Below are 26,909 nucleotides of genomic sequence, written 5' to 3'. Positions count from 1 at the left end.
TTCTGCACGGAGTTCGCCTTGCGTCTGTTCCACACCTCCGACTGGCACCTTGGGCAAAACCTGCACGGCCAGGAACGCGACTTCGAACACGCCTGTTTCCTTGAATGGCTGCTGGACCAGTTGAAGGTCCATCGCCCGGATGCGCTGTTGATCGCCGGCGATATTTTCGACACGGTCAACCCGCCGCTCAAGGCACAGGAGCGCCTGTATGACTTCATCATCAGCGCCCACGAACAAAATCCGACACTGACGATTGTGATGATTGCCGGCAACCATGATTCCGGTTCGCGCATCGAACTGCCCGCACCGTTGATGCGCCGCCTGCGCACCCACGCCCTGGGCCGGGTGTTGTGGCTCGATGATGGCCAGTTGGATGCCGAACGCCTGTTGATCCCGTTGCCGGATGCCAAAGGCAAGATCGCCGCCTGGTGCCTGGCGCTGCCGTTCCTGCGCCCGGCGGAAGTCACGGGCGCGCAGTTGGGCGATGATTACCTGCAGGGCATCGGCCAGGTGCATGAATGGCTGATCGCCGCCGCCAATGCCAAACGCAAAAAAGGCCAGGCGCTGATTGCCATCAGCCATGCGCACATGGCCGGTGGGTCGGTGTCGGAAGACTCCGAGCGCAGCCTGATCATCGGCAATGCCGAGGCGCTGCCGGCCAAACTATTCGATAGAAGTGTCGGCTATGTCGCCCTCGGCCATTTGCACAAGCCGCAGAAGGTGAATGGCGAAGAGCGCATCCGCTACAGCGGCTCGCCGATTCCGCTGTCTTTTTCCGAAATCGGCTACAAGCACCAGGTGCTCGACGTGACGTTCCAGGGCGAAAGACTGGTCAGCGTCGAACCGCTGCCGATTCCGCGTTCGGTCAACCTGCAACGCCTGGAGGCCGCGCCTCTGGCAGAGATCCTCAAACAGCTGGCCGACTTGCCCGATGTGGATTTGCTGGCCGAAACCCAACGGCACCCGTGGCTTGAAGTCCGGGTACGCCTTGACGAACCCCAGCCGGACCTGCGCCAGCAGATCGAAACCGCCCTGCAAGGCAAGGCCGTGCGCCTGGTGCGCATCGCCGCCGAATACGCAGGCGTTGGCCCGCGCGAAGACGGTGACGAAGAGCGTCTGGTCGAACTCGACCAACTCACCCCTCAGCAATTGTTCAGCCGCGCCTGGCAGGACAGCTATGGCAGCGAAGTGGATGAACAGACCTTGAAGGACTTCGCCGTGCTGCTCCAGGAAGTGCAACAGGAGGCTGAACAGCCATGAAGATCCTCGCCATCCGCCTGAAAAACCTGGCGTCCCTGGCCGGGCCGTTCGAAATCGACTTCACCGCCGAGCCGCTGGCCAGTGCCGGTCTGTTTGCGATCACCGGGCCGACCGGCGCCGGCAAGAGCACCTTGCTCGACGCGCTGTGCCTGGCGCTGTTTGGCGCGGTGCCGCGCCTGGGTGATACCGGCCAGGCCAAGATGCCGGATGCCGACAGCGACATTTCCATCGGCGACCCGCGCACCCTGCTCAGGCGGGGCACCGGCGGCGGCTATGCCGAGGTGGATTTCGTCGGCGTCAGCGGCCGCCGCTACCGTGCACGCTGGGAAGCCAATCGCGCGCGCGACAAGGCCAGCGGCAAGTTGCAGAACAGCCGCCAGAGCCTGATCGACCTGGACAGCGAACAGCTGCTGGCCAGTCAGAAAACCGAATACAAGACCCAGCTGGAACTGGCCCTGGGCCTGAACTTCGAACAATTCACCCGCGCGGTGCTGCTGGCGCAAAGCGAGTTCAGCGCCTTTCTCAAGGCCAACGACAACGAGCGCAGCGAACTGCTGGAAAAACTTACCGACACCGCGCTGTATACCCAACTGGGTCGCCGTGCGTTCGATAAGGCCAAGGATGCCAGGGACGTTCACAAACAGTTGCAGGACCAGGCCAGCGGTGTGGTGCCTCTGTCTGGCGAAGCGCGCGCCGAGCTGGATCAACAGCTGGGCCAGGCACAACAGCAACTCAAAACCCGGCAGGCCCAACTCAAGCAGTTGGAGTTGCAGCACACCTGGCTCAAGGAGTTGCGCGAGTGGCAGGAGCGCCAGCAGAGCGCCGCCGAGCAACTGCAGCAAGCCCAACAATTGTGGGACAGCCAAGGCCAGCAGCGCCAGGACCTGACGCGCCTGGACCAGCTCGCGCCGCAGCGCCATCACTTCGTGCGGCGCGCTGAACTCGACGCATTGCTGGCCCCGCTCGCCGCGCAGATTCAACAGCACCTTGAGCAACAAACCGCGCTGCACAGTCGCCAGGAACAGGCGCAACAACAGCAGGCCGCCGCTCAATCGGCCCTGGCCCAAGCCCAGCAGAACCAGGCACACGCCGCGCCCTTGCTGCGCCAGGCCTTCGAAGAACAGACCACCCTCACCCACTTGACCAAAGACCTGGCCAAGCGCACCGAGGACAAACAGCAGCATGAAAGCGCCTGCCGCGAAGGCCAAGCCTTGCTCAAGGGCCTGCAGGACAAGCAGGCCCAGGTCGCCGAGCGTCTGCAAAGCCTGGCCACCGAACTGGAGCGCAGCGCCACCCTCGCGCCATTGAGCGATGCCTGGACGGCCTACCGCGACCGCCTGCAACAACTGATGATAATCGGCAATCGCCTGAAACAGGGCGAGGCCGAACTGCCGCAACTTGAACAGCGCGTCAACGCCGCCGTCGAGCAATTTACCCAGCAACGCGAAGCCCTGGACCTGCTGTACCAGGAGGCCGGCGCCGAACCGCACGCGGTGGCCGAACAGATTCAATTGCTCGCCAGCCTCCTGCAGGACAATCGCAAGCAACAACGCGCCTTCGAAGACCTCGCCCGCTTGTGGGGCAGTCAGCAGCAGCTCGACACACAGGCCGGCGCCCTGGCGCAAAAACTCACCGACGCGGCGCAGCAACGCGAGCAACTGAACCAGACCGGCCTGCAAACCAAAGCCGAACTGACGGTGGCCGAGCAAACCCTGACGGTGACCAAACAACTGCTGGAGCGCCAGCGCCTGGCCCGCAGTGCCAGCGTCGAGGAACTGCGCGAACAGTTGCAGGATGACCAGCCCTGCCCGGTGTGCGGCAGCCACGAACATCCGTATCACCAGCCCGAAGCGCTGTTGCAGAGCCTGGGTCGCCACGATGAAAGCGAAGAGGCCGCAGCGCAGCAAGCCGTCGAGCGCCTCAAGGAAACCCTCACCGAGCTACGCGGCGAAGTGGGTGGGCTGATCGCTCAACAAAAGGAATTTTTGGCACAACAGGAACAGCTGGCGCTGCAGCAGCAGGCGTTGGCGCCAAGCCTTGAAGCGCACCCACTGTACGCGACGCTGTTGCATCAGGACGCCGTCAAGCGCACCGACTGGCTGGCCCAGCAACTGGCCCAACTGACGCAAAGCATCGCCCAGGACGAACAGCGCCAGGGCGCCCTGCTCAACCTGCAACAAAACGCCGGCCGTTTGCAGCAGCAGTTGCAGACCGCCCAGGACGCCAGCCAGCAGGCCCGCCAAGTGTTGCTCGACCAGCAGCGCGCCCTGGCCAGTGACCGCGAGCGCCTCGATACGGAGCTCGCCAGCTTCGCCAGCCTGTTGCCCGCCGCAACCCTGGAAGGCTTGCGCAGTGAGCCGGCGGCGACCTTCCTGCAGCTTGACCAGCAGGTCAGCCAGCGTCTCGAACAACTGGCCCATCAGCGCGATGAACTGGCGGAACAGCAAGCGCGCCAGCAGGCCATTGAAAAACAACAGACCCATCAGCAGCATCGCCAGCAGCAGTTGGAAGCACTGAATCTGCAGGTCGCGCAGCTCTGCACCCAGCAACACGACGCCGAGGCCAAACTCAGCGCCCTGCTCGGCGAGCACAAGAGTGCCGAACAGTGGCAACAGCAGCTGGACCAGGCCGTCACCCAGGCGCGGCAAAGCGAAGCCGACGCCAGCCAGGAGTTGCACGCGGTGCACACGGCGCTGGTGCAACTGGTCGCCGATCTCAAGGCCCTGCTTGAACGTCAGCAAGCGCTCGAGACGGAGCAACAGGCCCTGGACACGCGTATCAATGCGTGGCGCGCCGCGCACCCCGAGCTCGATGATGAAGGCCTGGCCCGTCTGCTGGCCTTCGACGAGGCCCAGGTCACAGACCTGCGCCAGCAGCTGCACACCCGCGAAAAAGCCGTCGAGCAGGCCAAGGTTTTGCTGCAGGAGCGCGAACAGCGCCTCGCCGAGCATCAGGCCTTGCACACCGGCAACCTGGACGCCGAACAGCTGGACACCAGCCTCGCCGCGCTCAACCAGCAACTGGCCGAGGGCGAGAAACACTGCGCCGAACTGCGCGCCCGCCAGGCCGAAGACCAGCGACGCCAGGACGCCAACCACGCCCTGGCCGAACAGATCGCCAAGGCCTATGACCAATGGCAGCGTTGGGCCCGCCTGAATGCGCTGATCGGCTCGGCCACCGGCGACACGTTCCGCAAAATCGCCCAGGCCTACAACCTCGACCTGCTGGTGCACCATGCCAACGTGCAATTGCGCCAACTGGTGCGCCGCTACCGCCTTAAACGCGGCGGCAGCATGCTTGGCCTGCTGGTGATGGACACCGAGATGGGCGACGAGCTGCGCTCGGTGCACTCGCTGTCAGGCGGCGAAACCTTCCTCGTCTCCCTGGCGCTCGCCCTCGGCCTGGCCTCGATGGCTTCCAGTACCTTGAAGATCGAGTCGCTGTTTATCGACGAAGGTTTCGGCAGCCTCGACCCCGAATCCCTGCAACTGGCCATGGATGCCCTGGACGGTTTGCAGGCCCAGGGGCGCAAGGTGGCGGTGATCTCCCACGTGCAGGAAATGCACGAACGCATCCCGGTGCAGATCCAGGTCAAGCGCCAGGGTAACGGCTTGAGCACCCTGGAGGTCAAGTGAGCGAGGCGCTGCTGTATTCGTTCCGGCGCTGCCCCTATGCCATGCGCGCGCGGTTGGCGCTGCGCTATTCAGGCGTACCGGTCGAGATCATCGAGGTGAGCCTCAAGGCCAAACCGGCGCAAATGCTGGCGTTGTCGCCCAAGGGCACCGTGCCGGTGTTGAGCCTTGGCGGCCGGGTGATCGAGGAAAGCCTGGAGATCATGCAATGGGCCTTGGCGCAGCACGATCCCGACGATTGGCTGCTGCAAGGCGACCCTGCGGTGCTGGCGTTGATTGCCGAGAATGACCAGGTGTTCAAACATCACTTGAATCGATACAAGTACGCCGAGCGCTACCCCGAACAACCGATGGAACATTATCGGGCCGAGGGTGAGGTGTTCCTTCAGAAGCTGGAGGACTTGCTGGCGGAGCGTGAGTATTTGCTTGCAGAGCGCATGAGTCTGGCGGACGCGGCGGTGGTGCCGTTCGTGCGACAGTTCGCCCATGTGGATCGTGAATGGTTTGCGGGGGCGCCGTATCCAAGGTTGCAGGTTTGGTTGCAGCGCTTTCTGGAGTCACCGCTGTTTATCGCGGTGATGGCAAAGCCCTGAAACCAACATCAATCAACCTGTGGGAGGGGGCTTGCCCCCGATGGCAATGTGTCAGTCTGCTTATCTGTAGCTGACCCACCGCAATCGGGGGCAAGCCCCCTCCCACAGGTTGATCTGTGTCAGCCCTGGGTCTTGTGATCCAGCGCAGCATAGAAGTTGGCGCTTTGTTGCAGGTACTTCTGGGTATAGGCAGTGGTGCTGGATTGTTTGCCGGTGACTTCCACGCTGGCTGCGGCCGGCAGTGCAACAGTCGCGGAAACAGCGGAAGCGGCGATGATCGAGAAAAGATTGAAGTTCATAGCGGTAACCCTCGTGTGCGTTCGTTTTGGTGGCCGGGGAGGCCTTGGAACCCAACTTACGCCCGAGGGTTGAACCTTAGAAATGCTTTGAAACAGTAGCCGTCATCAATAAAATTAATAGTAAAGCTCAGGCCCCGCGTTTTGGGGCCTGTGGCTTATTGACGCACCAGGAACTTGAGGTCACTCGGCGCATCGATCGGCAATTTCTGCACGGTTTTACCCAGCAGGCCGGTCTTGGGGTCGCGCTCGACCACCACGATTTCATTGCTTTTCTGGTTGGCGATCAGCAGGAACTTGCCGCTCGGGTCCAGGCTGAACTCGCGCGGGTGGTCGCCTTCGACCGAGCGACGCTGGATTTCCTTGAGGTGCGCGGTGGCCGGGTCGATGCTGAAGACGACAAGTTGATTGGCTGTGCCACGATTGCTGACGTAGAGGAACTTGCCATCGCTGGAGGCGTGCAGCGCAGCGCCGGCTTTATCGGACACCGGTTGGCCGGCGGCGAAATCCACCAACTGGGTTTGCGCAAGCTTGCCATCGTTGTAGTCGAAGACCGCCACCTGGGCGCTCATCTCGGTCGTCAGCCAGGCATGCTTGCCATCGGCGCTGAACAGCAAGTGGCGCGGGCCGCTGCCCGGTGGCAGTTGCACGGCGGCCGGCTCGGCCGGGGTCAATGGCAGCTCGTGGTTGGCCTTGGGGTCGTAGCGGTAGGCAAACACTTTGTCCGCACCCAGGTCCTGCACGAATACATACTTGCCGTCCGGCGACGACACCACTGAATGCACGTGGTTGGAAGCCTGGCGTTCAGGGTTCACACCGCTGGCCGGGTGCCCGCTCAACTGCACCGGCGCCGACAGCTTGCCGCGGGTGTCCAGCGGCAAAATCGCCAGGCTTCCGCCCGGGTCTTCCACCACCGAATAGTTGGCGACAAACAGATAACGCCCGTCGGCGGCCACGCTGGAGTGGGTCGGCTCATTGCCCAGGCTCTGCACCTGATTGATCAGGGTGAGCTGATGGTTCTGCGGATCGATGCGGTAGCTGCTGACGCGACCGACCACATCGTCCTGACCCGGACCGTTTTCGTTGACCACAAACAGCTGCGTCTGGTCCTTGGAAAGCGTCAGCCAGGACGGGTTGGCGGTTTTCGCCGCCAGCACCGGCTTGCCGCTGAACTGCCCGGTACGGCTGTCGAATTGCAGGCGATAGATCCCTTCGCTGCTGCCGGCGGTATAGCTGCCGACCAACAGTGCATGGGTATCGGCCGGTGCGGCCTGCACCGACATCGCGCCAACACTGCCGGCCATCAGCAGGGGCCAGAATTTACGCATCATCATCCGCTTCGTCCTCGTCGTTATTGTTGCCGGTGACACCACTCATGCAAACCAGGCGATGCTCGCCCGAGTCACCGGTAAGGGTCCAGCTTTGCAAGGTTTGATCAAACACCGCCGCGTTGACTTGCTCCAGACTGAAACTCCAGCGTTTCTCAGCGCGGCCATCCATGCAGGTGATCAGCAGCAGTTGGTCATCCAGGCTGAAATCAAAGGTATGCAACCCATCAATTTCGACCATCTGGCAATCTTTAAACGCATCGAGCAAAGTAGCGGTGTCGGCAGTCATGACATCAATCATCAAGGGGAAAGACCTCATGATAGGGCAAATTGCTGCATCAACCTAAGCCCCTGACCAGCATGGGGTAACCGTCTACCCCTTCGTCAACGAGAGATCATCCTTAAGTAGTCGAGCATCACTGTGATGTTTGATCGACAAACGTGGAGTCTCTCTTAATGCAACCGTCCCCCTCCAACGCACCACCCACTGACAGCGCCAGCATGGCCGGCGCCGTCAGCGTTGTGTTTGCAGACAGGCCGAACCTTGAAAGCGTTGTACTGAAAACACTGGCCGCAACTATTGACGAAAAATATCCGGGCCTGGCGCTGAATCTATCCCGTACGCAACTGGCCATGCCCGCTGCCGACGGCAGTTATACGTTCGAGCGGCTCACGACAAAAGCCCTCGACTATTTGGCAACGGGAGCACCGATAGACTTCAGCGACGTTGGGGCGCACGCATTTTTCCTCACCGAGAACGTCCCCCACCCCGTCAAGACACCCGCGGGCGAGACGCCGGACATCAAACAAATCGAGAAACTGATTCACGAATTGGCCTGGTCGCTGCCGATCGGGCTACAGGACGCAATGACCGATTACTGGAACCCGATCAGCGAACAACCCAGTCGTTGGAGCTTGCTCAGCGATGCCCTCACGCAAGCGCTGCAAATCAGCACCCTGAGACAACCGGGGCTGACCGATTTCGAGCGCGAGTCTGTGCAACAAATCATCGACCTTCCTGACAATGGTCAGCGCGTTACAAAATACGTAGAACAAAGAACACGGGTCTACGAGCTGGAAACCTACTTGAGCAGCAGCACCGGCAACGCGATTCTGTTTTCCCCTGAGCTGTTGCTCAGGCGCACCGTCGGGACACGTACCACCGTGCTGTTATGCCATCCCGGAGGGAAAATCGAACCCTTTGCCTCGATGGCTGCGTTCAACCAGCACTGGAGCGCCCGGATCAACGACCACTACCTCGTCGACTCAATACGCTGTAAGCGTTACGAATTTCAGAACCATGTGTTCGGGCATCAGGCAGAACTCATCCTGAATCAGCAGTTGAACAACGTCCAAGCCGTGCGCCTGCCCTGTAACCTTGGCCAGACCACTGCGCAAGCGCTTTACCATGAACTCAGCAACCCAGCGTCTTGTTTTACCAGCACAACCCACGTCAATTCGCAGTATCAGCGTTTCCTGAACCCGCAATTACCGCAGTGGCTGCACGGCGCCTCCGAGGCTCAGAAAAAAGACTACTGCCGTTATAGTTTCGGGGTAAGCAGCAGCAAATTGCTCAATAAGGGCCGTACCTTTCTCAGCGATATCCTGGATCTTCAGGCCTTTACCGTTGATGCGTTGACAAGGGCCCTGAGTGCAGAGCAACAACGCGCACAACCGGGCGCCGAGCAAGCTCCGTCACCCGATGCCTATGCCCCCGACAAAGTGCTGCTCACCTTTACCCACAATGCCACCACCTCCGGCACAACGCAGTCGGTGGCGGGCACGCCAATGAGCCTGACCGAACTGGCCATAACCAATCTGAAGGAATGCCCTCGTGTGCCCTTCACGCTGACACATCGTGACGGTCTGGCCTTACCCGACTGGTTGACGGCGGACTTCATCACCCGCACCGATGGTTTGATCAATACGATCAACATCGGCAAGACTTACCCCGAATACCTCAAATCGCGCCTGTTGAGCCCCGCCCCGGAAGTGACCGAGCGCAAGCGCCTGTTCGCCGAGCAGTTGCGCTACCAACTACCGTTGGTGGCGCTTGAGCTGCACCTGAAAAATGAGGGCGGTATCAGCGCCTTGGGCGTCCGCTACGTCGCCACGCTATTGCTGGAAGATCAGGGCGAACGCTTTGTAGACAACCAGTCGATCGTCATGCGTAAGTTGGCGCTGTTGCGCCAAGCGGGAGCAGCACCGGACGTGGTCAACGCCATGTTCATCATTGAAGCGTGGGACGTTACGAAAGGCCCGCATGTGCTTTACCGCCCGCTATACGCCGAGTCCTTACGCGAATTTGCGACCCGTGAAGCCCTGTTGGAGGCGATCGCACAGCCCACAGACCTGCAACAGAGCGTGCTGGCGTGGCTACCCATCGAAGCACGTGCAATCTATGACAAGGGTGGTTTCCAAACGCCGCACATTCCGCCGGGTGGCCTGGATGACGAGCCTGTCCCGGATGATCCTCCCACCCCCGCACAATTGGCGGTGCCTGCAGGTAACGAGCGGCTGACCTATTTATATTATGAACAGTTGCTGCCTTACTTTTACGACTGCAACGTCAAGGCCTTGGTCGATGAGGCCGATGGCAACTCAACGCCCCAGCCAAACCACCGCTGGACCGCACTGCTGGAAACCGGCGGTACGCTGTTCAATGCGTTGTTACTGCCGCAGCGGCGAGACCCTGTCTTGCTCACACCTTGGCTGTGCGAGCTGGCAAACCAATTGCGGCCTTATTTGCCCAATCTCGACAGCCAAGACCCCGTTGCACGAGAGACAGCGACCGCCGAAATGATAGTCAACCTGGCCATATTACTCGTCGAAAGGTCCCCAAATGGCACCCCTCACGCGCCTCTGGAAACCACATTGAAGAACCGCGTAATGCGCCCCCTCGCACCTCGCCTGGCACCGGAACACTGGCCACGCAGCCAAGGCGCACCGCTGACCGAGCACAGCGAAGGCTACTATCTTGGCCCCAACAAAAAACTCAATTCTGCCTTAGAGTTTTCATACACCCACGTCAAAAACAAACTGTCGAGGTATGCGTGGTGGAACGTAATGAGGTTAAACGCGGATCGTCCTGACACACTGCCCGAACCTATACGTTACGGCCCGCGTCGAGGGCTGTATGTGATAGAAGGCGTCTGGCATGCATTTATCGACCCCTTTCTCTACAGGGTCAACCTGCTGGAGGGCGAGCGGGTGATGATAGTCGACGACAGGGACACGACTCGCCCAGGCCCCCATCTCAAACGGGACGGACAAAACCAGTGGTCGCCAGACCTGCGTTTGCGCCTGAGCGGCGGCACGGTTCTCACGCGTATAACCACCGAACGTCGGCGCAGTACCCGGCAAAACACTAGCTTATCGAACAACTCAGAAAGCATCTGACATACCTGAAAGCCAAGGCGCAGCGCGGTGCACGCTACGCCTCATTGCTGGCGGCAGCCGATAGTCCACAGGCTCTGGCGGACGTACAACGTGGCATGCTCGGCAAAAGCCGCGCCTAACGCTTGCTTTTGCCGTTTCCACATTGAATGTGGTGAACGGGGCTCAGTGCGCAAACAGCGAATTGCCCTCCTGCCCCGCCAGCTTTACACCTTTGATCAGCAACCGCCCCAGCGCTGGCAACAGCCACAAAACCCCAGCGCGCAGCCTGAGGTACCCGGCTACCCCTCCTTCTCCACGAGATCGGCGTTAACTCGTCATCAATCGCATGATGTTCGATCAACCAATCGTGGAGACACCTATATGTTGCTACCACCCACCGACGAGCCACAGACCACCGACGTGACGCTCACGCAATCCCCCAACATGGCAGCTACCGTCGATGCACTTTTCGCCGGCCGCCCCAGTCTTGAGTCCGTGATCCAGCACATATTGGCGACAACCATTACGCAAAAATATCCCGGCGTGGCATTGGACCTTCCTCGCACCCAGTTAGCCATCCCCCAGGCCGATGGAAGCTATACCTACGAATGCCTCACGACAAAAGCGCTGGACTATCTGGCAACAGGGGCCGCCTTGGACTTTCGTGCGGTAGGCTCGTACGCCTTTTTCCTCACTGAGCAGGCACCCACGCCCATCACCACCCCCGCCGGTGACGCGCTTGACATGATGCAGATCGAGGCACTGATTCGCGAACTGACCTGGTCGCTGCCGATCGGCTTGCAACAGGCATTGACCGCCTATTGGAACCCGTCCGGCGAGCAACCCAGCCGCTGGAGTTTACTCACTGACAGCCTTGTGCAAGCGCTGCAGATTTCAGTTCTGACCCAGCCAGGCTTGAGTGATATTGAACGCGAGAGGGTACAACAGATCATTGACTTCCCTGAGAGCTATCCTCGCTGGTCGAACAACTACAAAAGCAACACCCTTGCCTACGAGTTGGAAACCTACCTGAACAGCGCCAGCGGCAACTCGGTTCTATTTGCTCCCGAGTTGCTGCTGGAGCGTACCGTCGATACGCGCACGGTCGTTCTGTTATGTCATCCAGGTGGAAAAATCGAGACATTTGCTTCGATGGATGCTTTCAACCAGCATTGGGGCAGCGCCCTCACCGCTCAATACCGCGTCAACTCGCTGAGCTGCAAGCGTTACGAAATTTATGGCGATGCGTTCGGGCATCAAGCCGAACTGGTCCTGAATCAACAATTGCTGGACATTGAAGCGGTGCAACTGCCCTGCGACTTCGGGAAGGCCAAGTTGCAAGCGCTTTACCATGAGCTCAGCGACCCTGCGCTCTACTTTGCCAAGACGACCCAAGTCCAGGCACAGTTTCAAAATGCTCTGCGCCAGCATCTGCCGGATTGGCTCCAAAACGCCTTGCCCATGCCTAAGAAAAACTATTCCCGCTACAGCCTGGGGTTGGCTAACAGCAAGTTGCTAAGCAAAGGCCATACTTTTCTCAGCGGCATCACGGACATCAACGCCTTCACCGCCGCCGCCTTGGCAACGGCGCTCGACGCCGAGCAGCAAAGCATGCCTGCGAGCGACGAAGAGGCTGCGCTACCCCAGACATATGCACCCGACAAAGTGCTTGTCACCGTGACGCTTGTTGCTGACGCCGAAGGCACGTCCCAGAGCGTCTCCACCCAGTCGATGAGCCTGACGGAACTGGTCATCACCTGCCTGAAGGGCCGCCCCGCTGGCACGATCACGCTGGCACACCATGATGGGCTGGCCCTGCCCGACTGGTTGACGGCGGACTTCATCACCCGCACCGGCGGGCTGATTGAGAGACTGGATATCGGCAAGGCTTATTCCGACTACCTGGAAACACAGTTATTGGATTACACCCCAGAGGTTTTCGAGCGCCGGCGCAAGCTCGTCGCCCAGTTATGTTATCAATTACCGCTGCAGGCGCTGGAGTTACATCTGAAACAACCGAGCAGCGTCAGCGCACTGGGCGCCGAATACGTTGCCACGCTGTTGCAGCACCCCATCAACGAACCCTCCATCGCAAGCAAAGGCTTCGCCGACACCCCGTCGGTGATCATCCAACCGTTGGCTCTGTTGCGCGCGCCTGCAGCTGAGCCTGACGTAGTCAGCGCTATGTTCCTCATCGAAGCGCAGGACCGGACCCAAGGTCCCCACCTGCTGTACCGCCCTTTTTATACACAATCCTTCTGTGAGTTCGCCACACGCGACGCGCTGTTGAATGCCATCTCACAGCCAGGAGACCTGCAAGACAGTGTGCTGGCCTGGTTGCCCGATGAGGCACGGACTGTCTACGAAAACGGTGGCTTCCTGGCGCCCCATCACCTGGATGTTTCTCAGGATGACCCGCTTGTACCCGTTTCACCTCCACCTGCTGCACAACTGGCCGATCAACGCGAGGTAGAGCGCTCGCTGACAGCCATGGGCTTCTCGAACGCACAGTCCTTCCTCTACTACTACCTCGTAGAAGCGCTGATCGATGTGGGGGGCGACAGTGCGTCGCTGAATAAAAAAAGACGCTGGACAGCCTTACTGGAAATGGGCGGCGGCCCCTTCAATACGTTATTGCTGGCGCAACACCGAGCACCTGTTTTGCTGACTACTTGGCTTGGCACGGTGGTGAATCAATTGACGCCTGATCTGCCTGCACTCAACAGCAATGAACCCGTCGCACGAGAAGTGGCCATAGCCGATCTGACACTCAACCTGGCTATCCTGCTCGCCGAAAGCATGCCGGTTGCGACGACCTCCGAGCCCGTGGATTGCCTGCTCAAAGACCGCGCATTACGCCTGCCCGCACCTCGCCAATCCCCGCAGGGCCAGCAGCTCCACAGCAACGTGATACTCACGGAAAACGTGATTGGCTACTACGAAGGAGCCAACAAAAAGCTCGATTCAGCACTGGAATTTGAGTACACCTATTTCCGAAACAGAATGCCGTATGGGCATTGGGCGAACATAACCAGCTTTTTCGGCGTTGCCTATTTCAAAGAGCTACCTGCAGCATCGCCGGATGGCCCGTACCGCGGGCTGTACCTGATCGACAACGCCTGGCACCTGATTATCCATGGGATTCGTTTCAAGGTCGTCATGCTGGACGACGAACGTATGGCGATCGTTCGCGATAATACAAGTACGCGTGGACCTCGCGTGAAAGTGGACGAACAAGGCAATTGGTCGTTCGATATGCGGCTGCGCGTGAAAGGCGGTAGCGTGCTCAAGCGACTGACCAGCGAACGCACTCGCAGGGCCCAGATTTCGCCCACCGTTACCGACGCATAGCCTTCAGAACAAGGCAAGACGCCGCCATCGACAAGTAGAAAGTAAAAACGCCCGACGAGCCAGGTCGGGCGTTTTTTCCACATGGCCTATGGGCAACCGGGCTCAGTGCGCAAACAACGAATTGCCCTTCTGCCCCGCCAGCTTCTCGGGCTTGATCAGGAACCGCGCCAGTGCCGGCAGCAGCCACAACGCCCCGAACATGTTCCACAGCAGCATGAAGGTCAGCATCAGGCCCATGTCGGCCTGGAACTTGATCGCCGAGAAGATCCAGGTGCACACGCCGATGGCCAGGCACAGGCCGGTGAACAGCACGGCTTTACCGGTGGACTTGAGCGTCTGGTAATACGCCTCTTGCAGCGGCAGGCCGGCGCGCAGGAAGCTTTCCAGGCGGCTGTAGATGTAGATGCCGTAATCCACGCCGATGCCGACGCCCAGGGCCACCACCGGCAAGGTCGCGACCTTCACGCCGATGCCCATGAACGCCATCAGCGCGTTGCCCAGCACCGAGGTCAGTACCAGCGGCAGCACGATGCACAGGGTCGCCGCCCAGGAGCGGAAGGTGATCATGCACATGGTCGCCACGCACAGGTACACCAGGATCAGGATAATCAGCTCCGATTCCTTGATTACCTCGTTGGTGGCAGCTTCGATCCCGGCGTTACCGGCGGCGAGGATGAATTCCAGGCCATCCTTGTTGTTCTCCCTGGCGAAGTCCTGCACCGCATGCACCGCGCGGTCGAGGGTTTCGGCCTTGTGGTCGTTGAGGAACACCAGCACCGGCGCCAGCGAGCAATTGTTGTTGTAGAGGCCATCGGCACGGGCGATGGAGTTGTTCAGCACGTCCGGGTTGCGCGACAGGGTTTCCCACTTCAGGTTGCCCTCGTTCATGCCCTTGATCATCTGCTTGGACACGGTCACCAGCGAGATCGCCGACTGCACGCCCTCGGTGTTCTGCATCTTCCACATCAACTGGTCGATGGGCGCCATCGCTTCATAGCGCGAGCAGCCTTCGGCGCGGGTCTTGACCATCACCACCAACACGTCGGAGCTGGTGGAGTAGTTGCTGATGATGAAGTTGTTGTCTTTGTTGTAACGCGAATCCGGGCGCAGTTCCGGCGCGCCCTGGTCGAGGTCGCCGATCTTCAGGTTCTGGCTGTACCACAGGCCGCCGCCAAACGCGACCAGGGCCAGCAGCACCGACACCGGGGCGACGGTGGGGCTGGCGAATTTGGCCAGCAGGCGCCAGAACGGATGTTCGCGATTCGCGTCTTTCTTGCTCTTGGCGACAGCGCGCTTGCTGATGCCGACGTAGGAAATCGCCACCGGCAGCAGGATCAGGTTGGTGAACACGATCACCGCCACGCCAATGGAGGCGCCGATGGCCAGTTCGCGGATCACGCCGATGTCGATGATCAGCAGCGTGATAAAGCCCACTGCGTCGGCGAGAATCGCGATCATCCCCGGCAGGAACAGTTGCCGGAAGGTGCGCCGCGCGGCGGTGAGCGCGTTGTCCGCCTCGCTGGATTGCAGGGCGATGCCGTTGATCTTCTGCACGCCATGGGAAATGCCGATGGCGAAGATCAGGAATGGCACCAGCATCGAGTACGGGTCCAGTCCGAAACCGAAGAAGTGCATCAGCCCCAGTTGCCAGACCACCGCCACCAAGGTCGTGCTCAACACCGCAATGGTGCTGCGCAGGCAGTGGGTGAACCACAGCAGCAGAACCAGGGTGATGACGAACGCGACGCCGAAGAACAGCACCACCATGACCAGACCGTCGATCAGGTCGCCGACCTTTTTGGCAAAGCCGACAATATGGATCTTGACGTTGGGGTTCTGGGCTTCGAACTTGTCGCGGATCTTGTCTTCGAGTTCATGGGAAAACTTGCGATAGTCCAGGGCCAGCAACTTGCCTTGGTCCTGCGGGTCCGGATAAGACTCCAGCAGCGGGATATCGACGATGCTCGATTTGAAATCGTTGGCGACCAAACGCCCGACCTGGCCGGACTTGAGCACGTTGTTGCGCAGTTGATCGAGGCTTTGCGGCGAGCCGTTGTAGCTCTGCGGGATCACTTCACCGCCGGCGAAGCCTTCTTCGGTCACTTCGGTCCAGCGTACGCTGGGGCTCCAGAGCGACTTGAGGCCCGAGCGGTCGACGCCGGAGATGTAGAACACCTCGTCGTTGATCTGCCGCAGGGTTTCCATGTACTCCTTGGTGAAGATGTCGCCGTCCCTGGCCTCCACCGAAATGCGCACCGTGTTGCCCAGGTTGGCCAGGTCATTGCGGTGCTCCATCATCTTTTCGATGAAGGGGTGCTTGAGGGGGATCATCTTTTCAAAGCTGGTGGACGGGCGAATCAACGTCGCCTGCCAGAACAGGAAGACACTCACCAGCAGGCAGATCACGATCACTGCCGGGCGGTTGTTGAAGATCAGGCGCTCAAGAAAGGTCGCTTTATCGTTGTGATGACTGCTCATATTTCCCGCCTTCTTCTTATTTTGGCTCTTTATTCAGGAGCGGTTCGGCGCCGGTGGCCGTGGCGACGCGAACGCCGCCCTGCCCAACCAGAATCAAGTTGCCATTACCTGCCGCCGTCACCGCTGACAGCGAAATCCGGTCCGGGCGGTTGAATACGCTGAAGGTCTGGCCATTGTCGTGGCTGACCACCACGCTGCCACCATTGCCCACCACGACGATGGAACCGTCATCGAGCACGGTCGCCCCCGACAGCCCGAATTCGAGGGCACCCCGGGCGGCATTCAACTCGACCGGCTCCCAGGTGCCGCCAAAGTCGGTGGAACGGTAAAGGTTGCCGCGCAGGCCGTAGGCCAGCAGGGTGTGCGGCTGAGCGGTGCCGATCACGCCAAACAACGAGCCCTCGTAGGGACCTTCGAGTTTTTCCCAGGTCTGGCCGTCATCGCTGGAGCGGAACATGCTGCCCTGCTCGCCGACGATGAACAGGCCGGCGCCCTTGATCGAGGCGATGGCGTTGAGGTGGAACTGGTCTTCGTTGTCGAGACGGTCGCTGACGTCTTGCCAGGTCTTGCCGCCATCGGAGGTCTCGATCAGCGCACCATAGGCGCCTACGGCCAGGCCGTGATTGGCATCGTTGAACCACACGTCGAGCAACGGCGCTTCGCGCTTGAGGTCCTGGTATTGCTGGGTCCAGCTGGCGCCGCCGTCGCTGCTGGCAAGGATCTGCGCATCATGGCCAACCGCCCAGCCGTGCTCGGCATCGACGAAGAACACCGCCGTGAGCAGTTGCCGGGTGGGGACTTTGGCTTGAACCCAGGTGCTGCCCTGGTCATCGGAATAGAGGATATGCCCGCGATCACCGACCGCCACCAGGCGCTTGCCGGCGTGGACCACATCGATCATCAGGCCTTTGGCGGCCTTGGGGGATTCAATCGCAAACGCCGCCGCGGCGGGGGTATCGCTGGCGGCCTGGGCAATACCCGGTAATGCGACGGCTCCAAACAGCGAGAGCGCTGTGGCCAGCAACGCAACCTTGCGTGCGGCGCGTGGGCGGCAAACATCCCAACCCATGACAGGCTCACTCATAGACCTTTCTCCCATTTATTATTGTTAGGTCGTGTCGCCTGGCGCAGGGCTCTGAAACCTGCAATCTAGAGCGCCTGGGACAAGCACGGGCCATCCTATCGGGCTTTCGAATCGTCTGACAATCGGCGCTACGTTATCTTTTGTTAACTGACGGCATTTGGCCACAAGCTGAATATCGCTGCATCAGCTGAAATGATGATTCGCCTGCGCCTGGTGATCGCCACCCCCTAATGAATTTTTATTCTATCTATTGAATATTGAGAATATTTATTCCATTAATAGGCTTCCAGAAAACAATAATCCAAAGGACCACGGCGATGCGTGAACTCGGAATCGGCTTGATCGGCACAGGCTTCATGGGGCGCGCCCACGCGCTGGCGTTCAACAACGCCCGGGCGGTCTTCGAATTGCCGGTCACGCTTGCACTGGCGGCGCTGGCCGATGCCGACAGCGAACGCGCACAGCGTTGCGCCAGTGCCTGGGGGTTTGCCCAGGCCCATGCCGACTGGCAGGCCCTGATCGACGACCCCAGGGTCGATGTAGTAGCCATCACCACGCCCAACCACCTGCACTACCCCATGGCCATGGCCGCGATCGCGGCGGGCAAGGCGGTGTATTGCGAGAAGCCGCTGGCGGTCAGCCTGCAACAGGCCGATGCGATGCGTCGAGCGGCCAGCGCGGCCGGAGTGGTGACGCGCGTCGGCTACAACTACCAGCACAACCCGATGATCGTGCTGGCGCGACAGATGATTGCCAGCGGCGAACTGGGCGAGATCATCAGTTTCCAGGGTGAGTTCAGCGAAGACTTCATGGCCGACCCGGCCTCGCCCTGGTCGTGGCGCTGTGAGGTGGAACACGCGGGCGGCGCACTGGCGGACCTCGGCAGCCATTTACTGTCGATGGCCCGTTATCTGGTCGGCGAAGTGGTCAGCGTGTGCGCCGATACCCACACCGTCCACGCGCAACGGCCGGCCTCCCAAGGCAGCAGCGAATTGAAATCCATCGCCGTGGATGACCAGGTGCACGCCCTGCTGCGTTTTGCCAACGGCGCGCGCGGCACGGTGAGCAGCAGTTGGCTCAAGCACGGCTACAAAAACCACTTGAGTTTCGAAATCAGCGGCACCCTCGGCACGCTCGCGTTCGACCAGGAACGCTTGAACGAACTGCGCCTGTGCCGCGTCGGCCAGGACGGTTTCCAGCGTTTGCTCGCCGGCCCTGCCCTGCCCGGCTATGCCGCGTTCAGCCCGGCAGCGGGGCATCAGTTGGGCTACAACGAGCTCAAGACGTTGGAGGTGCAGGAGCTGATCATGGCGCTGGCGGGGCAACGTGGCGATGGCACTGATTTTGAGGCGGCGTGTGCGGTGGAGCGGTTGGCGACGGCGATTCGCATTGCGGCCCGTGAGGCGCGCTGGGTAACAGTGGGCACGGTTTGAACATGTGGGAGGGGGCTTGCCCCCGATTGCGGTGGGTCAGTGACTGAATCATTGGCTGACACTCTGCAATCGGGGGCAAGCCCCCTCCCACATTTGGTCCGCGTCACCTTCGCTATCAGCGCAGGGCTCGGCGTAGTACTTTGCCCACCGTGGTCTTCGGCAATTCCGTGGTGCGAAACTCCACATAGCGCGGCACTTTGTACCCGGTCAGGTATTCCCGGCAATGAGCGAGGATCTGCTCCTGGGTCAGGCTCGGGTCCTTGCGGACCACGATGATCTTGACCCTCTCGCCGGTCACGCCATCTTCCACGCCAATCGCCGCCACTTCCGCCACCCCAGGGTGCATCGCCACCACGTCTTCGATTTCGTTGGGGTACACGTTGAAGCCAGAGAGCAGGATCATGTCCTTCTTGCGGTCCACCAGGCGAATGTAACCGCGTTCATCCATCACCCCGATATCACCGGTGGACAACCAGCCCTCGGCGTCCAGCACTTCGGCGGTTTCCTTCGGACGCTTCCAGTAGCCCTGCATTACTTGCGGACCGCGCACCTGCAATTCGCCCGGCTCGCCGACTTCGGCCAGTTCACCGTCTTCACGCATGAAGCGCACCCAGGTCGACGGCAAGGGCACGCCGATACTGCCGGTGAATGCCATCTCGCGCATACGATGAATGTCGATAGGGCTGATGCTCACCACCGGTGAGCACTCGGTCAGCCCGTAGCCCTCGACGATCGGTACGCCGGTGACGTCCTTCCAGCGCTTGGCCACCGCCGTGTGCGTGGCCATGCCGCCGGCAATCACCAGGCGCAGGTCGGAAAAGTCCCGCGCACAAAATTCCTTGTTCTCCAGCAGGCCGTTGAACAGCGTGTTGACCCCGGCGATCCCGTTGAAGCGCTCCTTGCGCAGGATCATCTGCACCCGCTTCACGTCCCGTGGGTTGGCGATCAGGATATTGCGCCCGCCCAGGCACATGAACATCAGGCAGTTCACCGTCAGGGAAAAGATGTGGTACAGCGGCAACAAGGTGACGTTGGTTTCCTGCTTGTCCTGGTCCAGTTGGTCGCCGACCCAGGCCTTGGCCTGCAACAGGTTGGCGATGATATTGCGATGGCTGAGCATCACGCCCTTGGCATCGCCGGTGGTGCCGCCGGTGTATTGCACAAAGGCCAGCTCATCGCGGTCCAGGCTGACCGGCAGGTACGTCAGCCCCCGCCCCTGCTTGAGCACTTGGTTGAAACGCACGGAACCTTGCAACCTGAAAGCCGGCACCTGTTTTTGCACGCTGCGCAGGATGAAGTTCATCGCCGCGCCCTTGAAGGTGCCGAGCAAGTCGCCGATGGCCGCCACCACTACGCGCTTGACGCTGCTGCCGGACACGACTTTTTCCAGGGTGTGGGCGAAGTTTTCGAAGATCACCACGGTCTCGGCGCCGCTGTCCTTGAGCAGGTGCTTGAGTTCATGGGCGGTGTACAACGGATTGACGTTGACCACCACCGCGCCCGCCAGAATCGTGCCCAGCAGGCAGATCGGGTACTGCAGGCAATTGGGCATCATCAGTGCGACACGGTCGCCCCGTTTCACCCCCTGGCCCTGCAGCCAGGCGGCGAAGGCGTGGCCCTGGATGTTCCAATCGGCGTAGGTCATTGGCGTGCCGATGCTGACATAGGCCACGCGCTCGCGGAATTTTTCCAGGTGCTCCAGGAACACTTCGCGCAATGAGGGGTAATCCTCGATGGCGGCATCGATGTCCGCCGGCACGCCGGGCAGGTAGGCGTTCAACCAGATGCGTTCGGTCTGTTCCAGGCTGATGGCGTTCATGGCAGTGTCCTTATTGTTGTTGTGGATGAGGCTACTTTTCGACGATGGCGGTAATACCCAACCCGCCCGCCGCACAGATCGAGATCAACCCACGACCGCCACCGCGCTCATGGATGGCCTTGGCCAGCGCCGCCAGTTGCCGCCCGCCGGTGGCGGCAAACGGATGGCCGCAGCCCAGCGAGCCGCCGTTGACGTTCATTTTGCTGCGGTCGATAGTGCCCAGCGGCGTGTCCAGGCCCAGCCGCTCGCGGCAGTAGTCCGGGTCTTCCCAGGCCTTGAGCGTGCACAGCACCTGGGCGGCGAAGGCTTCGTGGATCTCGAAAAAATCAAAGTCGGCAAAGCCCAGGCCTTCACGCTTGAGCAGGCGCGGTACGGCGTAGGCCGGGGCCATCAACAGGCCTTCGGTGCCGTCGACGAAATTCACCGCGGCCGTTTCGCCGGTGCGCAGGTAGGCCAGCACCGGCCAGCCATTGGCGGCGGCCCAGGCTTCACTGGCCAGCAATACCACCGAAGCGCCATCGGTCAGGGGCGTCGAGTTGCCGGCGGTGAGCGTACCGCTCTGGTGGTCGAAGGCCGGCGCCAGGCCGGCGAGCTTTTCCAGGCTGATGTCGGCGCGCAGGTTGTTGTCCCGTGCAAGGCCCCGATGGGGGCTGATCAGATCGTCGAAGAAACCGCGCTGATAGGCCGCGTCCAGGCGTTGGTGACTGGTGAGGGTCAATTCATCCTGGGCCAGGCGTTTGATCTGCCAGCGCCTGGCCATTTCTTCGCAGTGCTCGCCCATCGACAGGCCGGTGCGTGGCTCGCCATTACGCGGCAGCAGCGGCTTGAACAACATCGACGGACGCACCTTCAACAGGGTCTTGAGTTTATCGCCCAGGCCCTTGGCCCGATTGGCCGAGAGCAAGGTGTGGCGCAGGGATTCGTTGATGCCGATGGGCGCGTCGGAGGTGGTATCGGCGCCCCCCGCGATGCCCACTTCGATCTGGCCGAGGGCGATTTTATTGGCCACCAGCAACGCGGCCTCAAGGCCCGTGCCGCAGGCTTGCTGCACATCGTAGGCAGGCGTCTGCGCGGACAATGTGGTCGACAGCAGCGACTCCCGGGCCAGGTTGAAATCGCGCGAATGCTTGATCACCGCACCGGCGGCAAACTCACCCAGGCGCTGGCCGTGCAGGTTGTAGCGGTCCACCAGGCCTTGCAGTGCGGCCACCAGCAAGTCCTGATTGGTCTCATGGGCATAGACGGTGTTGGAACGGGCAAACGGCAGGCGGTTACCGCCGATGATCGCCACGCGTCGGCTCGGGGGCGGATTGAAGCTGTATTCACTCATGCAAGGCACTCATTCCAGGCGGTTGATCCCACATAAACAACCCGCGCATATGCGGTTGGTCACCGGCCACAGTGCGCACTTCGAACTCGCGCAGCGGACCGGTCACAGGGTGACTCCACAGGGCGACCTGGCCGGGCAGAAAGATCGGCAACTTGAAATCGCAATGGGCCTCGGCACGGGCCAGGCCACCCGGTGGCTGCTGTGCGGCCAGTGCCCGGCCCAGGGTCCACATGCCGTGGGCGATGGCGCGGCGAAAGCCGAAAATCTTCGCGCCCATTACCGACGTATGGATCGGATTGAAGTCGCCCGAGACCTGGGCAAAGCGGCGCCCCAGATCGGCAGGCAAGACCCATCGCTGAGTGCGCAGCAAGCCCTCTTCCTGTAACGGCAAGGCGTCCACCCACAACTCCCCGATGGGATTTTTCACCTCGCGGCGCAGGTACAGGCTGTCGCTTTCCCACACCAGGGTTTCTTCAGCGTAGGCACGGGTGGCGATGCTCAGCGCCTGCCCCTTGGGATGGGCAACCCAGCGTTCGCAATACACCTCCAGGCGCAGCGCCTGACCTTCATGCAAGCGTTGATGCTGACGAATGCGATTGGCCAGGTGCACCATGCCGCTGGCCGGGTACGGAAAGCTGGGGCGGGTCAGCAGCATCAAATGCAGCGCAAACGCCAGCACATGGGGATAGGACAGCGGCACGCCCTGCTCGCGGCGAAAGCCACAGGCGCGGCCATAAGCGGCAATGGCGGCGCCCGACAGTTCCACCGCCGGGCGTACCAGGCGTTCCCTGGGCAATGGCGGCACGGCGTCGGGCTTGGGCTTGCGCAAGCCGCGCACCTCGTCGAGCAACAGTCGGGTGCGCGAGGGCGGCGGGTCGATAATCTGCGTCACATAGTCCATGGCTCAGGCTCCCAGCAGGCTTTGGCCGCACACCCGCACTACCTGGCCATTGATTCCGCCCGAGGCGGGATGGGCCAGCCAGGCGATGGTCTCGGCCACGTCGATCGGTTGCCCGCCCTGGGACAGGGAATTCATGCGCCGCCCGGCCTCGCGGATCATCAGCGGGATTTTCGCGGTCATCTGCGTTTCGATAAACCCTGGCGCCACGGCATTCACCGTCACCTGCCGCGCCGCCGCCTGCGGTGCCAGGCCCTGCACCAGGCCGATCACCCCGGCCTTGGAGGTGGCGTAGTTGCTTTGGCCGAGGTTGCCGGCAATCCCGGAAATCGACGACACACAAACGATGCGCCCGCCGGGGTTCAGGCCCTGGTTATCCAGCAGCGCCTGGCTGAGCTGCAACGGCGCTTCAAGGTTGACCGCCAGCACACTGCGCCAGGCAACGTCGCTCATCTTGGCGATGGTCTTGTCGCGGGTAATCCCGGCGTTGTGAACCACCACATCGAAGGCGCCGTATTGGCCGACATGCGCCTGCAATAACGCGACGGCGTCCGGCGCGGTGATGTCCAGGGGCAGCGCCGAGCCGTTCACGCTGTCGGCGGCCTGTTGCAGCGCCAGCTGGGCCTGGGGCACGTCGACACACACCACATGGGCACCGTCGCGCGCCAACACCTGGGCAATGGCCAGGCCAATGCCCCGCGAGGCACCGGTCACCAGGGCGCGCCGGCCGGCGAACGGCCTATCCCAATTAACACTCGGCGCGTCGTCCAGCGGTTGTTCCAGGCGTACCACTTGCCCTGACACATAGGCCGAACGACGCGACAGAAAGAAGCGCAGGCTGCTGTCCAACGCGTCTTCGGCGCCGGGCGCCACGTAGATCAATTGCACGGTAATTGCCCGGCGCAGCTCCTTGGCCAGCGAGCGCACCAAACCTTCGAGCGCGCGCTGGGCGACGGCCTGGGGCAAGTCCCGGCAGTGTTCGGGGGCAGTGCCGAGCACCACCACGCGGGCGTGTTGGCCCAGGCGCCTGGCATTGGCGTGAAAGAACCGGTAGAGCTCATCCAGGTGCTGCAGGTCGGTCACACCGCAGGCATCGAAAACCGCGCCTTGCACCTTCACCGTGGACGGCGCCCTGAGGGTCGCGGGTGTGGCGGCGACGGTATCGGTGCTAGTGAAGATGCGCTGCACCTGCTCCGCCAGTCGCCCTGCCCCGGCGACGATCACCGGGTTGGCCAGACCCTGCTGGCCGCTGCGGTGGCGTTGCAGGGGCAAGGGTTGCGGCAAGCCGACGGCCTGGGCCAGGCGACGGCCCCAGGAGGAGTTGACGAAAGAAAGGTAGCTGTCACTCATAGATAGATCCATTCACAACACAATCCTGCCTTGGAAACCCGGTCACCTGTGGGAGGGGGCTTGCCCCCGATAGCGGTGTGTCTGCCCACCCAGATGCACCTTGTAGCCGCCATCGGGGGCAAGCCCCCTCCCACATTGGGACCGCGTTTGGGTTAATTGACCGAAGCATTTTCACTCTGGCTGGCACGCCGCTTGGCGGCGGGCTCCAATGCTTGCTTGCGCTGCTGCAGGGCCTCCAGCAAACCGAAGTCCTGCGGGAAATCGTCGACCTGGATAGCGTGGTCGGCGTATTCCACGTAGCGTGCGAGCAACGCGTCTTCGTCGTCGCTGATCAGGTCCTGCGCCCGTGCCTTGACGCGCCAGCCGGTAAACGCCATGGTCGAGATCGGCATCGGCTCGAGCAGGCCTTGCTTGATGGCGGGCTTGAGCCGTGCCTCGATCAGCTCAACCTGGGGCAACAGGCGCAATCCCAGCTCGCCGTAGGCCAGCTTGTCGATTTCCGGGCGGGGGATGTAGGAATTGGCCAGCAGCCGATCGCGGGTTTCGCCGGGCGTCTGCACCACATCGGCTACCTGGGCCAGCAGGCGATCCGACGGTTTATGCAAGGGAATGCCGAACGGAAAACTTAAACCCCGCAGCACCGCGGCAGCGAGTTTCGAGGGGTAATTGTCGAGTACTTCAGCCAAGGCTTCATGGGCGCGCAGCAGTGCATCCTGGGCCGCCCAATGCACCAGCGGCAGGTCCGCCTGGGGCCGACCGTCATCCTCGAAGCGCTTGAGCACGCAGGACAGGATGTATAACTGCGAAAGAATATCGCCCAGGCGCCCGGTGATACTTTCCTTGCGCTTGAGGGCACCGCCCAGCACGCCCATGGAAATGTCCGAGACCAGCGCCAGCACAACCGACAGTCGATTGGCCTGACGATAGTAGGACGCCAGCGCAGGGTCGGTCTTGGCCGGGGCAGACAGCAACCGGCCACCGGTCAGCGCATGCACCGCCGCACGCACGGTGTTGGCCAGGACAAAACTCACATGGCCGAACATCGCGCTGTCGAACGCCTCCAGTGCCTTGCGCCGATCCGGGTGGCGCGCCGCTTCCATCTCGCGGAACACATAGGGATGGCAGCGGATCAGGCCCTGGCCGTAGATGATCAGGCAGCGGGTCATGATGTTGGCGCCTTCCACGGTGATGGCGATCGGGCTTTGCTGATAGGCACGGGCCAGGAAGTTGTTGGGCCCCATGCAGATGCCCTTGCCGGCGACGATGTCCATGCCATCGTTGACGATCATGCGTGCGCGCTCGGTGACGTGGTATTTGGCAATGGCCGAGATCACCGAAGGTTTCTCACCGGCATCCAGGGACGCCACCGACACCTTGCGCACCGCGTCACAGGCATACAGGTGCCCGGCCATGCGCGCCAAGGGCGCCTGCACCCCTTCGAACTTGCCGATGGGCAGGCCGAACTGCTTACGCATCGCCGCGTAGGCGGTGGTGCCACGCACCGCGACTTTGCCCAGGCCGACATTGGCCGACGGCAGCGAAATCGCCCTGCCCGCCGCCAGGCATTCCATCAGCATGCGCCAGCCGTTGCCGACTTGTTCGCGGCCGCCGATCACCCACTCCAGCGGAATGAACACGTCCTTGCCGGTGGTCGGTCCGTTCTGGAATACCGCGTTCAACGGCCAATGGCGACGACCGCTGTTCACACCCGGATGGGAGGTGGGAATCAACGCGCAGGTAATGCCCAGAGAACCGGCGGCACCGAGCAGGCCGTCCGGGTCTTCGGCGCGGAACGCCAGGCCCAGCACCGTGGCAATCGGGCCGAGGGTGATGTAGCGCTTGTCCCAGGTCACCTTGAACCCCAGCACTTGCTCACCTTCGTGCAGGCCTTTGCACACGATGCCCACATCGGGAATTGCCCCGGCGTCGGAGCCGGCATACGGGCTGGTCAGCGCAAAGCACGGGATGTCCTCGCCCCGCGCCAGACGCGGCAGGTAGTAGTTGCGCTGGGCGTCGGTGCCGTAATGCAGCAACAGTTCGGCGGGGCCCAGGGAGTTGGGCACCATCACCGAAATGGCCGCCGCCGAGCAGCGGGTCGACAATTTCATCACCACCTGGGAGTGCGCATAGTGGGAGAAGCCCTTGCCGCCGTACTGCTTGGGAATGATCATGCCGAGAAAGCCCGCGTCCTTGGTGTACTGCCAGCCCTCGGGGGACATGTCCTGCCACACCTGCGTGGTTTCCCAGTCATTGGCGATGTCGCACAGGGTTTCTACTTCGTTGTCGAGGAACGCCTGCTCTTCGGCACTCAGGCTGGCCGGCGCGGCTTGCAGCAGGCGCTGCCAGTCAGGCTTGCCGCTGAACAGCTCGGCGTCCCACCACACCGTGCCGGACTCGATGGCCGCACGTTCGGTATCGGACATCGCCGGCATGATCGTACGAAACAGCACCAGGGCCTTGCTGGTCAACAGCACACGGCGCAGGGGTTTGATCGCCAGCACCACAGCCGGGAGCAGCACCAGCACCGCCGCGACGGTGACGCCGAATGCGGCCACCACGTTGAACAGATAACCGGCCGCCAACCAGACCAGGCCAGCACCCAGCCAGTGGGGGGCGCAGGCTTGTCGATACGCCAGGGCAATCGCTGCGGCGAAACCCACCAATAACCAGATAACCATG

General features: G+C 61.6%; 16 protein-coding genes. 6 read left to right on the top strand and 10 right to left on the bottom strand.

The window, feature by feature from the left end:
• The first annotated feature begins 18 nt into the window (after positions 1 to 18).
• From BFQ04_RS21480 to BFQ04_RS21470, 3 genes are read left to right on the top strand one after another with little or no spacing between them, the layout of a single operon-like run.
• Positions 19 to 1,260 carry an exonuclease SbcCD subunit D C-terminal domain-containing protein gene (locus BFQ04_RS21480; RefSeq protein ID WP_065952505.1) on the top strand — a complete coding sequence of 414 codons (1,242 nt, stop codon included), beginning with the start codon at positions 19 to 21 and terminating at the stop codon, positions 1,258 to 1,260.
• Positions 1,257 to 4,895 carry an AAA family ATPase gene (locus BFQ04_RS21475; RefSeq protein WP_065952504.1) on the top strand — a complete coding sequence of 1,213 codons (3,639 nt, stop codon included), beginning with the start codon at positions 1,257 to 1,259 and terminating at the stop codon, positions 4,893 to 4,895. The genes BFQ04_RS21480 and BFQ04_RS21475 overlap by 4 nt, the downstream gene beginning before the upstream one ends.
• Positions 4,892 to 5,485: a glutathione S-transferase gene (locus tag BFQ04_RS21470; protein WP_065952503.1), complete on the top strand. Its 594-nt coding sequence runs from the start codon at positions 4,892 to 4,894 to the stop codon at positions 5,483 to 5,485. The genes BFQ04_RS21475 and BFQ04_RS21470 overlap by 4 nt, the downstream gene beginning before the upstream one ends.
• Before the next feature lie 119 nt (positions 5,486 to 5,604).
• Here the strand turns inward: BFQ04_RS21470 and BFQ04_RS21465 are convergent, their stop codons facing one another.
• The 3 genes from BFQ04_RS21465 to BFQ04_RS21455 all read right to left on the bottom strand — a co-directional run bounded on the left by BFQ04_RS21465 (position 5,605) and on the right by BFQ04_RS21455 (position 7,398).
• Positions 5,605 to 5,784 (bottom strand): hypothetical protein, encoded by a 180-nt coding sequence (locus BFQ04_RS21465; protein ID WP_065952502.1) that lies wholly within the window; start codon positions 5,782 to 5,784, stop codon positions 5,605 to 5,607.
• Between the two features lie 155 nt (positions 5,785 to 5,939).
• Entirely contained in the window at positions 5,940 to 7,115 is a 1,176-nt protein-coding gene (locus BFQ04_RS21460) for a lactonase family protein (RefSeq protein ID WP_065952501.1), read from the bottom strand.
• Complete coding sequence (locus tag BFQ04_RS21455; RefSeq protein WP_065952719.1) at positions 7,102 to 7,398, bottom strand: DUF5629 family protein; 297 nt, start codon at positions 7,396 to 7,398, stop codon at positions 7,102 to 7,104. The genes BFQ04_RS21460 and BFQ04_RS21455 overlap by 14 nt, the downstream gene beginning before the upstream one ends.
• A 167-nt stretch (positions 7,399 to 7,565) precedes the next feature.
• Between BFQ04_RS21455 and BFQ04_RS21450 the strand changes: the two genes are divergently transcribed.
• Together BFQ04_RS21450 and BFQ04_RS21445 are read left to right on the top strand one after the other, a co-directional pair.
• Positions 7,566 to 10,508: a dermonecrotic toxin domain-containing protein gene (locus tag BFQ04_RS21450; RefSeq protein WP_065952500.1), complete on the top strand. Its 2,943-nt coding sequence runs from the start codon at positions 7,566 to 7,568 to the stop codon at positions 10,506 to 10,508.
• 360 nt (positions 10,509 to 10,868) lie between these two features.
• Complete coding sequence (locus BFQ04_RS21445; RefSeq protein ID WP_065952499.1) at positions 10,869 to 13,838, top strand: dermonecrotic toxin domain-containing protein; 2,970 nt, start codon at positions 10,869 to 10,871, stop codon at positions 13,836 to 13,838.
• Positions 13,839 to 13,940: 102 nt separating this feature from the next.
• On the opposite strand, the gene BFQ04_RS21440 is transcribed toward BFQ04_RS21445, so the two are convergent.
• On the bottom strand, positions 13,941 to 16,316 hold the full coding sequence (locus tag BFQ04_RS21440; RefSeq protein WP_065952498.1) for an efflux RND transporter permease subunit: 2,376 nt from the start codon (positions 16,314 to 16,316) through the stop codon (positions 13,941 to 13,943).
• A gap of 16 nt (positions 16,317 to 16,332) precedes the next feature.
• Entirely contained in the window at positions 16,333 to 17,385 is a 1,053-nt protein-coding gene (locus BFQ04_RS21435) for a WD40/YVTN/BNR-like repeat-containing protein (protein WP_175413308.1), read from the bottom strand.
• Positions 17,386 to 17,717: 332 nt separating this feature from the next.
• Between BFQ04_RS21435 and BFQ04_RS21430 the strand changes: the two genes are divergently transcribed.
• The gene (locus BFQ04_RS21430; RefSeq protein WP_065952496.1) at positions 17,718 to 18,833 is read left to right on the top strand and encodes a Gfo/Idh/MocA family protein; all 1,116 of its coding nucleotides are present in this window, start codon (positions 17,718 to 17,720) and stop codon (positions 18,831 to 18,833) included.
• Between the two features lie 115 nt (positions 18,834 to 18,948).
• Here the strand turns inward: BFQ04_RS21430 and BFQ04_RS21425 are convergent, their stop codons facing one another.
• The 5 genes from BFQ04_RS21425 to BFQ04_RS21405 form a co-directional block, all read right to left on the bottom strand.
• Complete coding sequence (locus BFQ04_RS21425; RefSeq protein WP_065952495.1) at positions 18,949 to 20,652, bottom strand: AMP-binding protein; 1,704 nt, start codon at positions 20,650 to 20,652, stop codon at positions 18,949 to 18,951.
• Positions 20,653 to 20,683: 31 nt separating this feature from the next.
• Complete coding sequence (locus BFQ04_RS21420; protein ID WP_065952494.1) at positions 20,684 to 21,982, bottom strand: acetyl-CoA C-acetyltransferase; 1,299 nt, start codon at positions 21,980 to 21,982, stop codon at positions 20,684 to 20,686.
• Entirely contained in the window at positions 21,975 to 22,883 is a 909-nt protein-coding gene (locus tag BFQ04_RS21415; RefSeq protein ID WP_065952493.1) for a MaoC/PaaZ C-terminal domain-containing protein, read from the bottom strand. The genes BFQ04_RS21420 and BFQ04_RS21415 overlap by 8 nt, the downstream gene beginning before the upstream one ends.
• 3 nt (positions 22,884 to 22,886) lie before the next feature.
• Positions 22,887 to 24,230: a 3-oxoacyl-ACP reductase gene (locus BFQ04_RS21410; RefSeq protein WP_065952492.1), complete on the bottom strand. Its 1,344-nt coding sequence runs from the start codon at positions 24,228 to 24,230 to the stop codon at positions 22,887 to 22,889.
• A 152-nt stretch (positions 24,231 to 24,382) separates the two neighbouring features.
• Positions 24,383 to 26,908, bottom strand: coding sequence for an acyl-CoA dehydrogenase (locus tag BFQ04_RS21405; protein WP_065952491.1), 2,526 nt, complete (start codon positions 26,906 to 26,908; stop codon positions 24,383 to 24,385).
• Between the last annotated feature and the right edge of the window lies 1 nt (position 26,909).

Source organism: Pseudomonas sp. 37 R 15 (assembly GCF_900004865.1).
Lineage (GTDB): Bacteria > Pseudomonadota > Gammaproteobacteria > Pseudomonadales > Pseudomonadaceae > Aquipseudomonas > Aquipseudomonas fluorescens_AM.
This window is presented reverse-complemented; position numbering and strand designations above follow the sequence as displayed.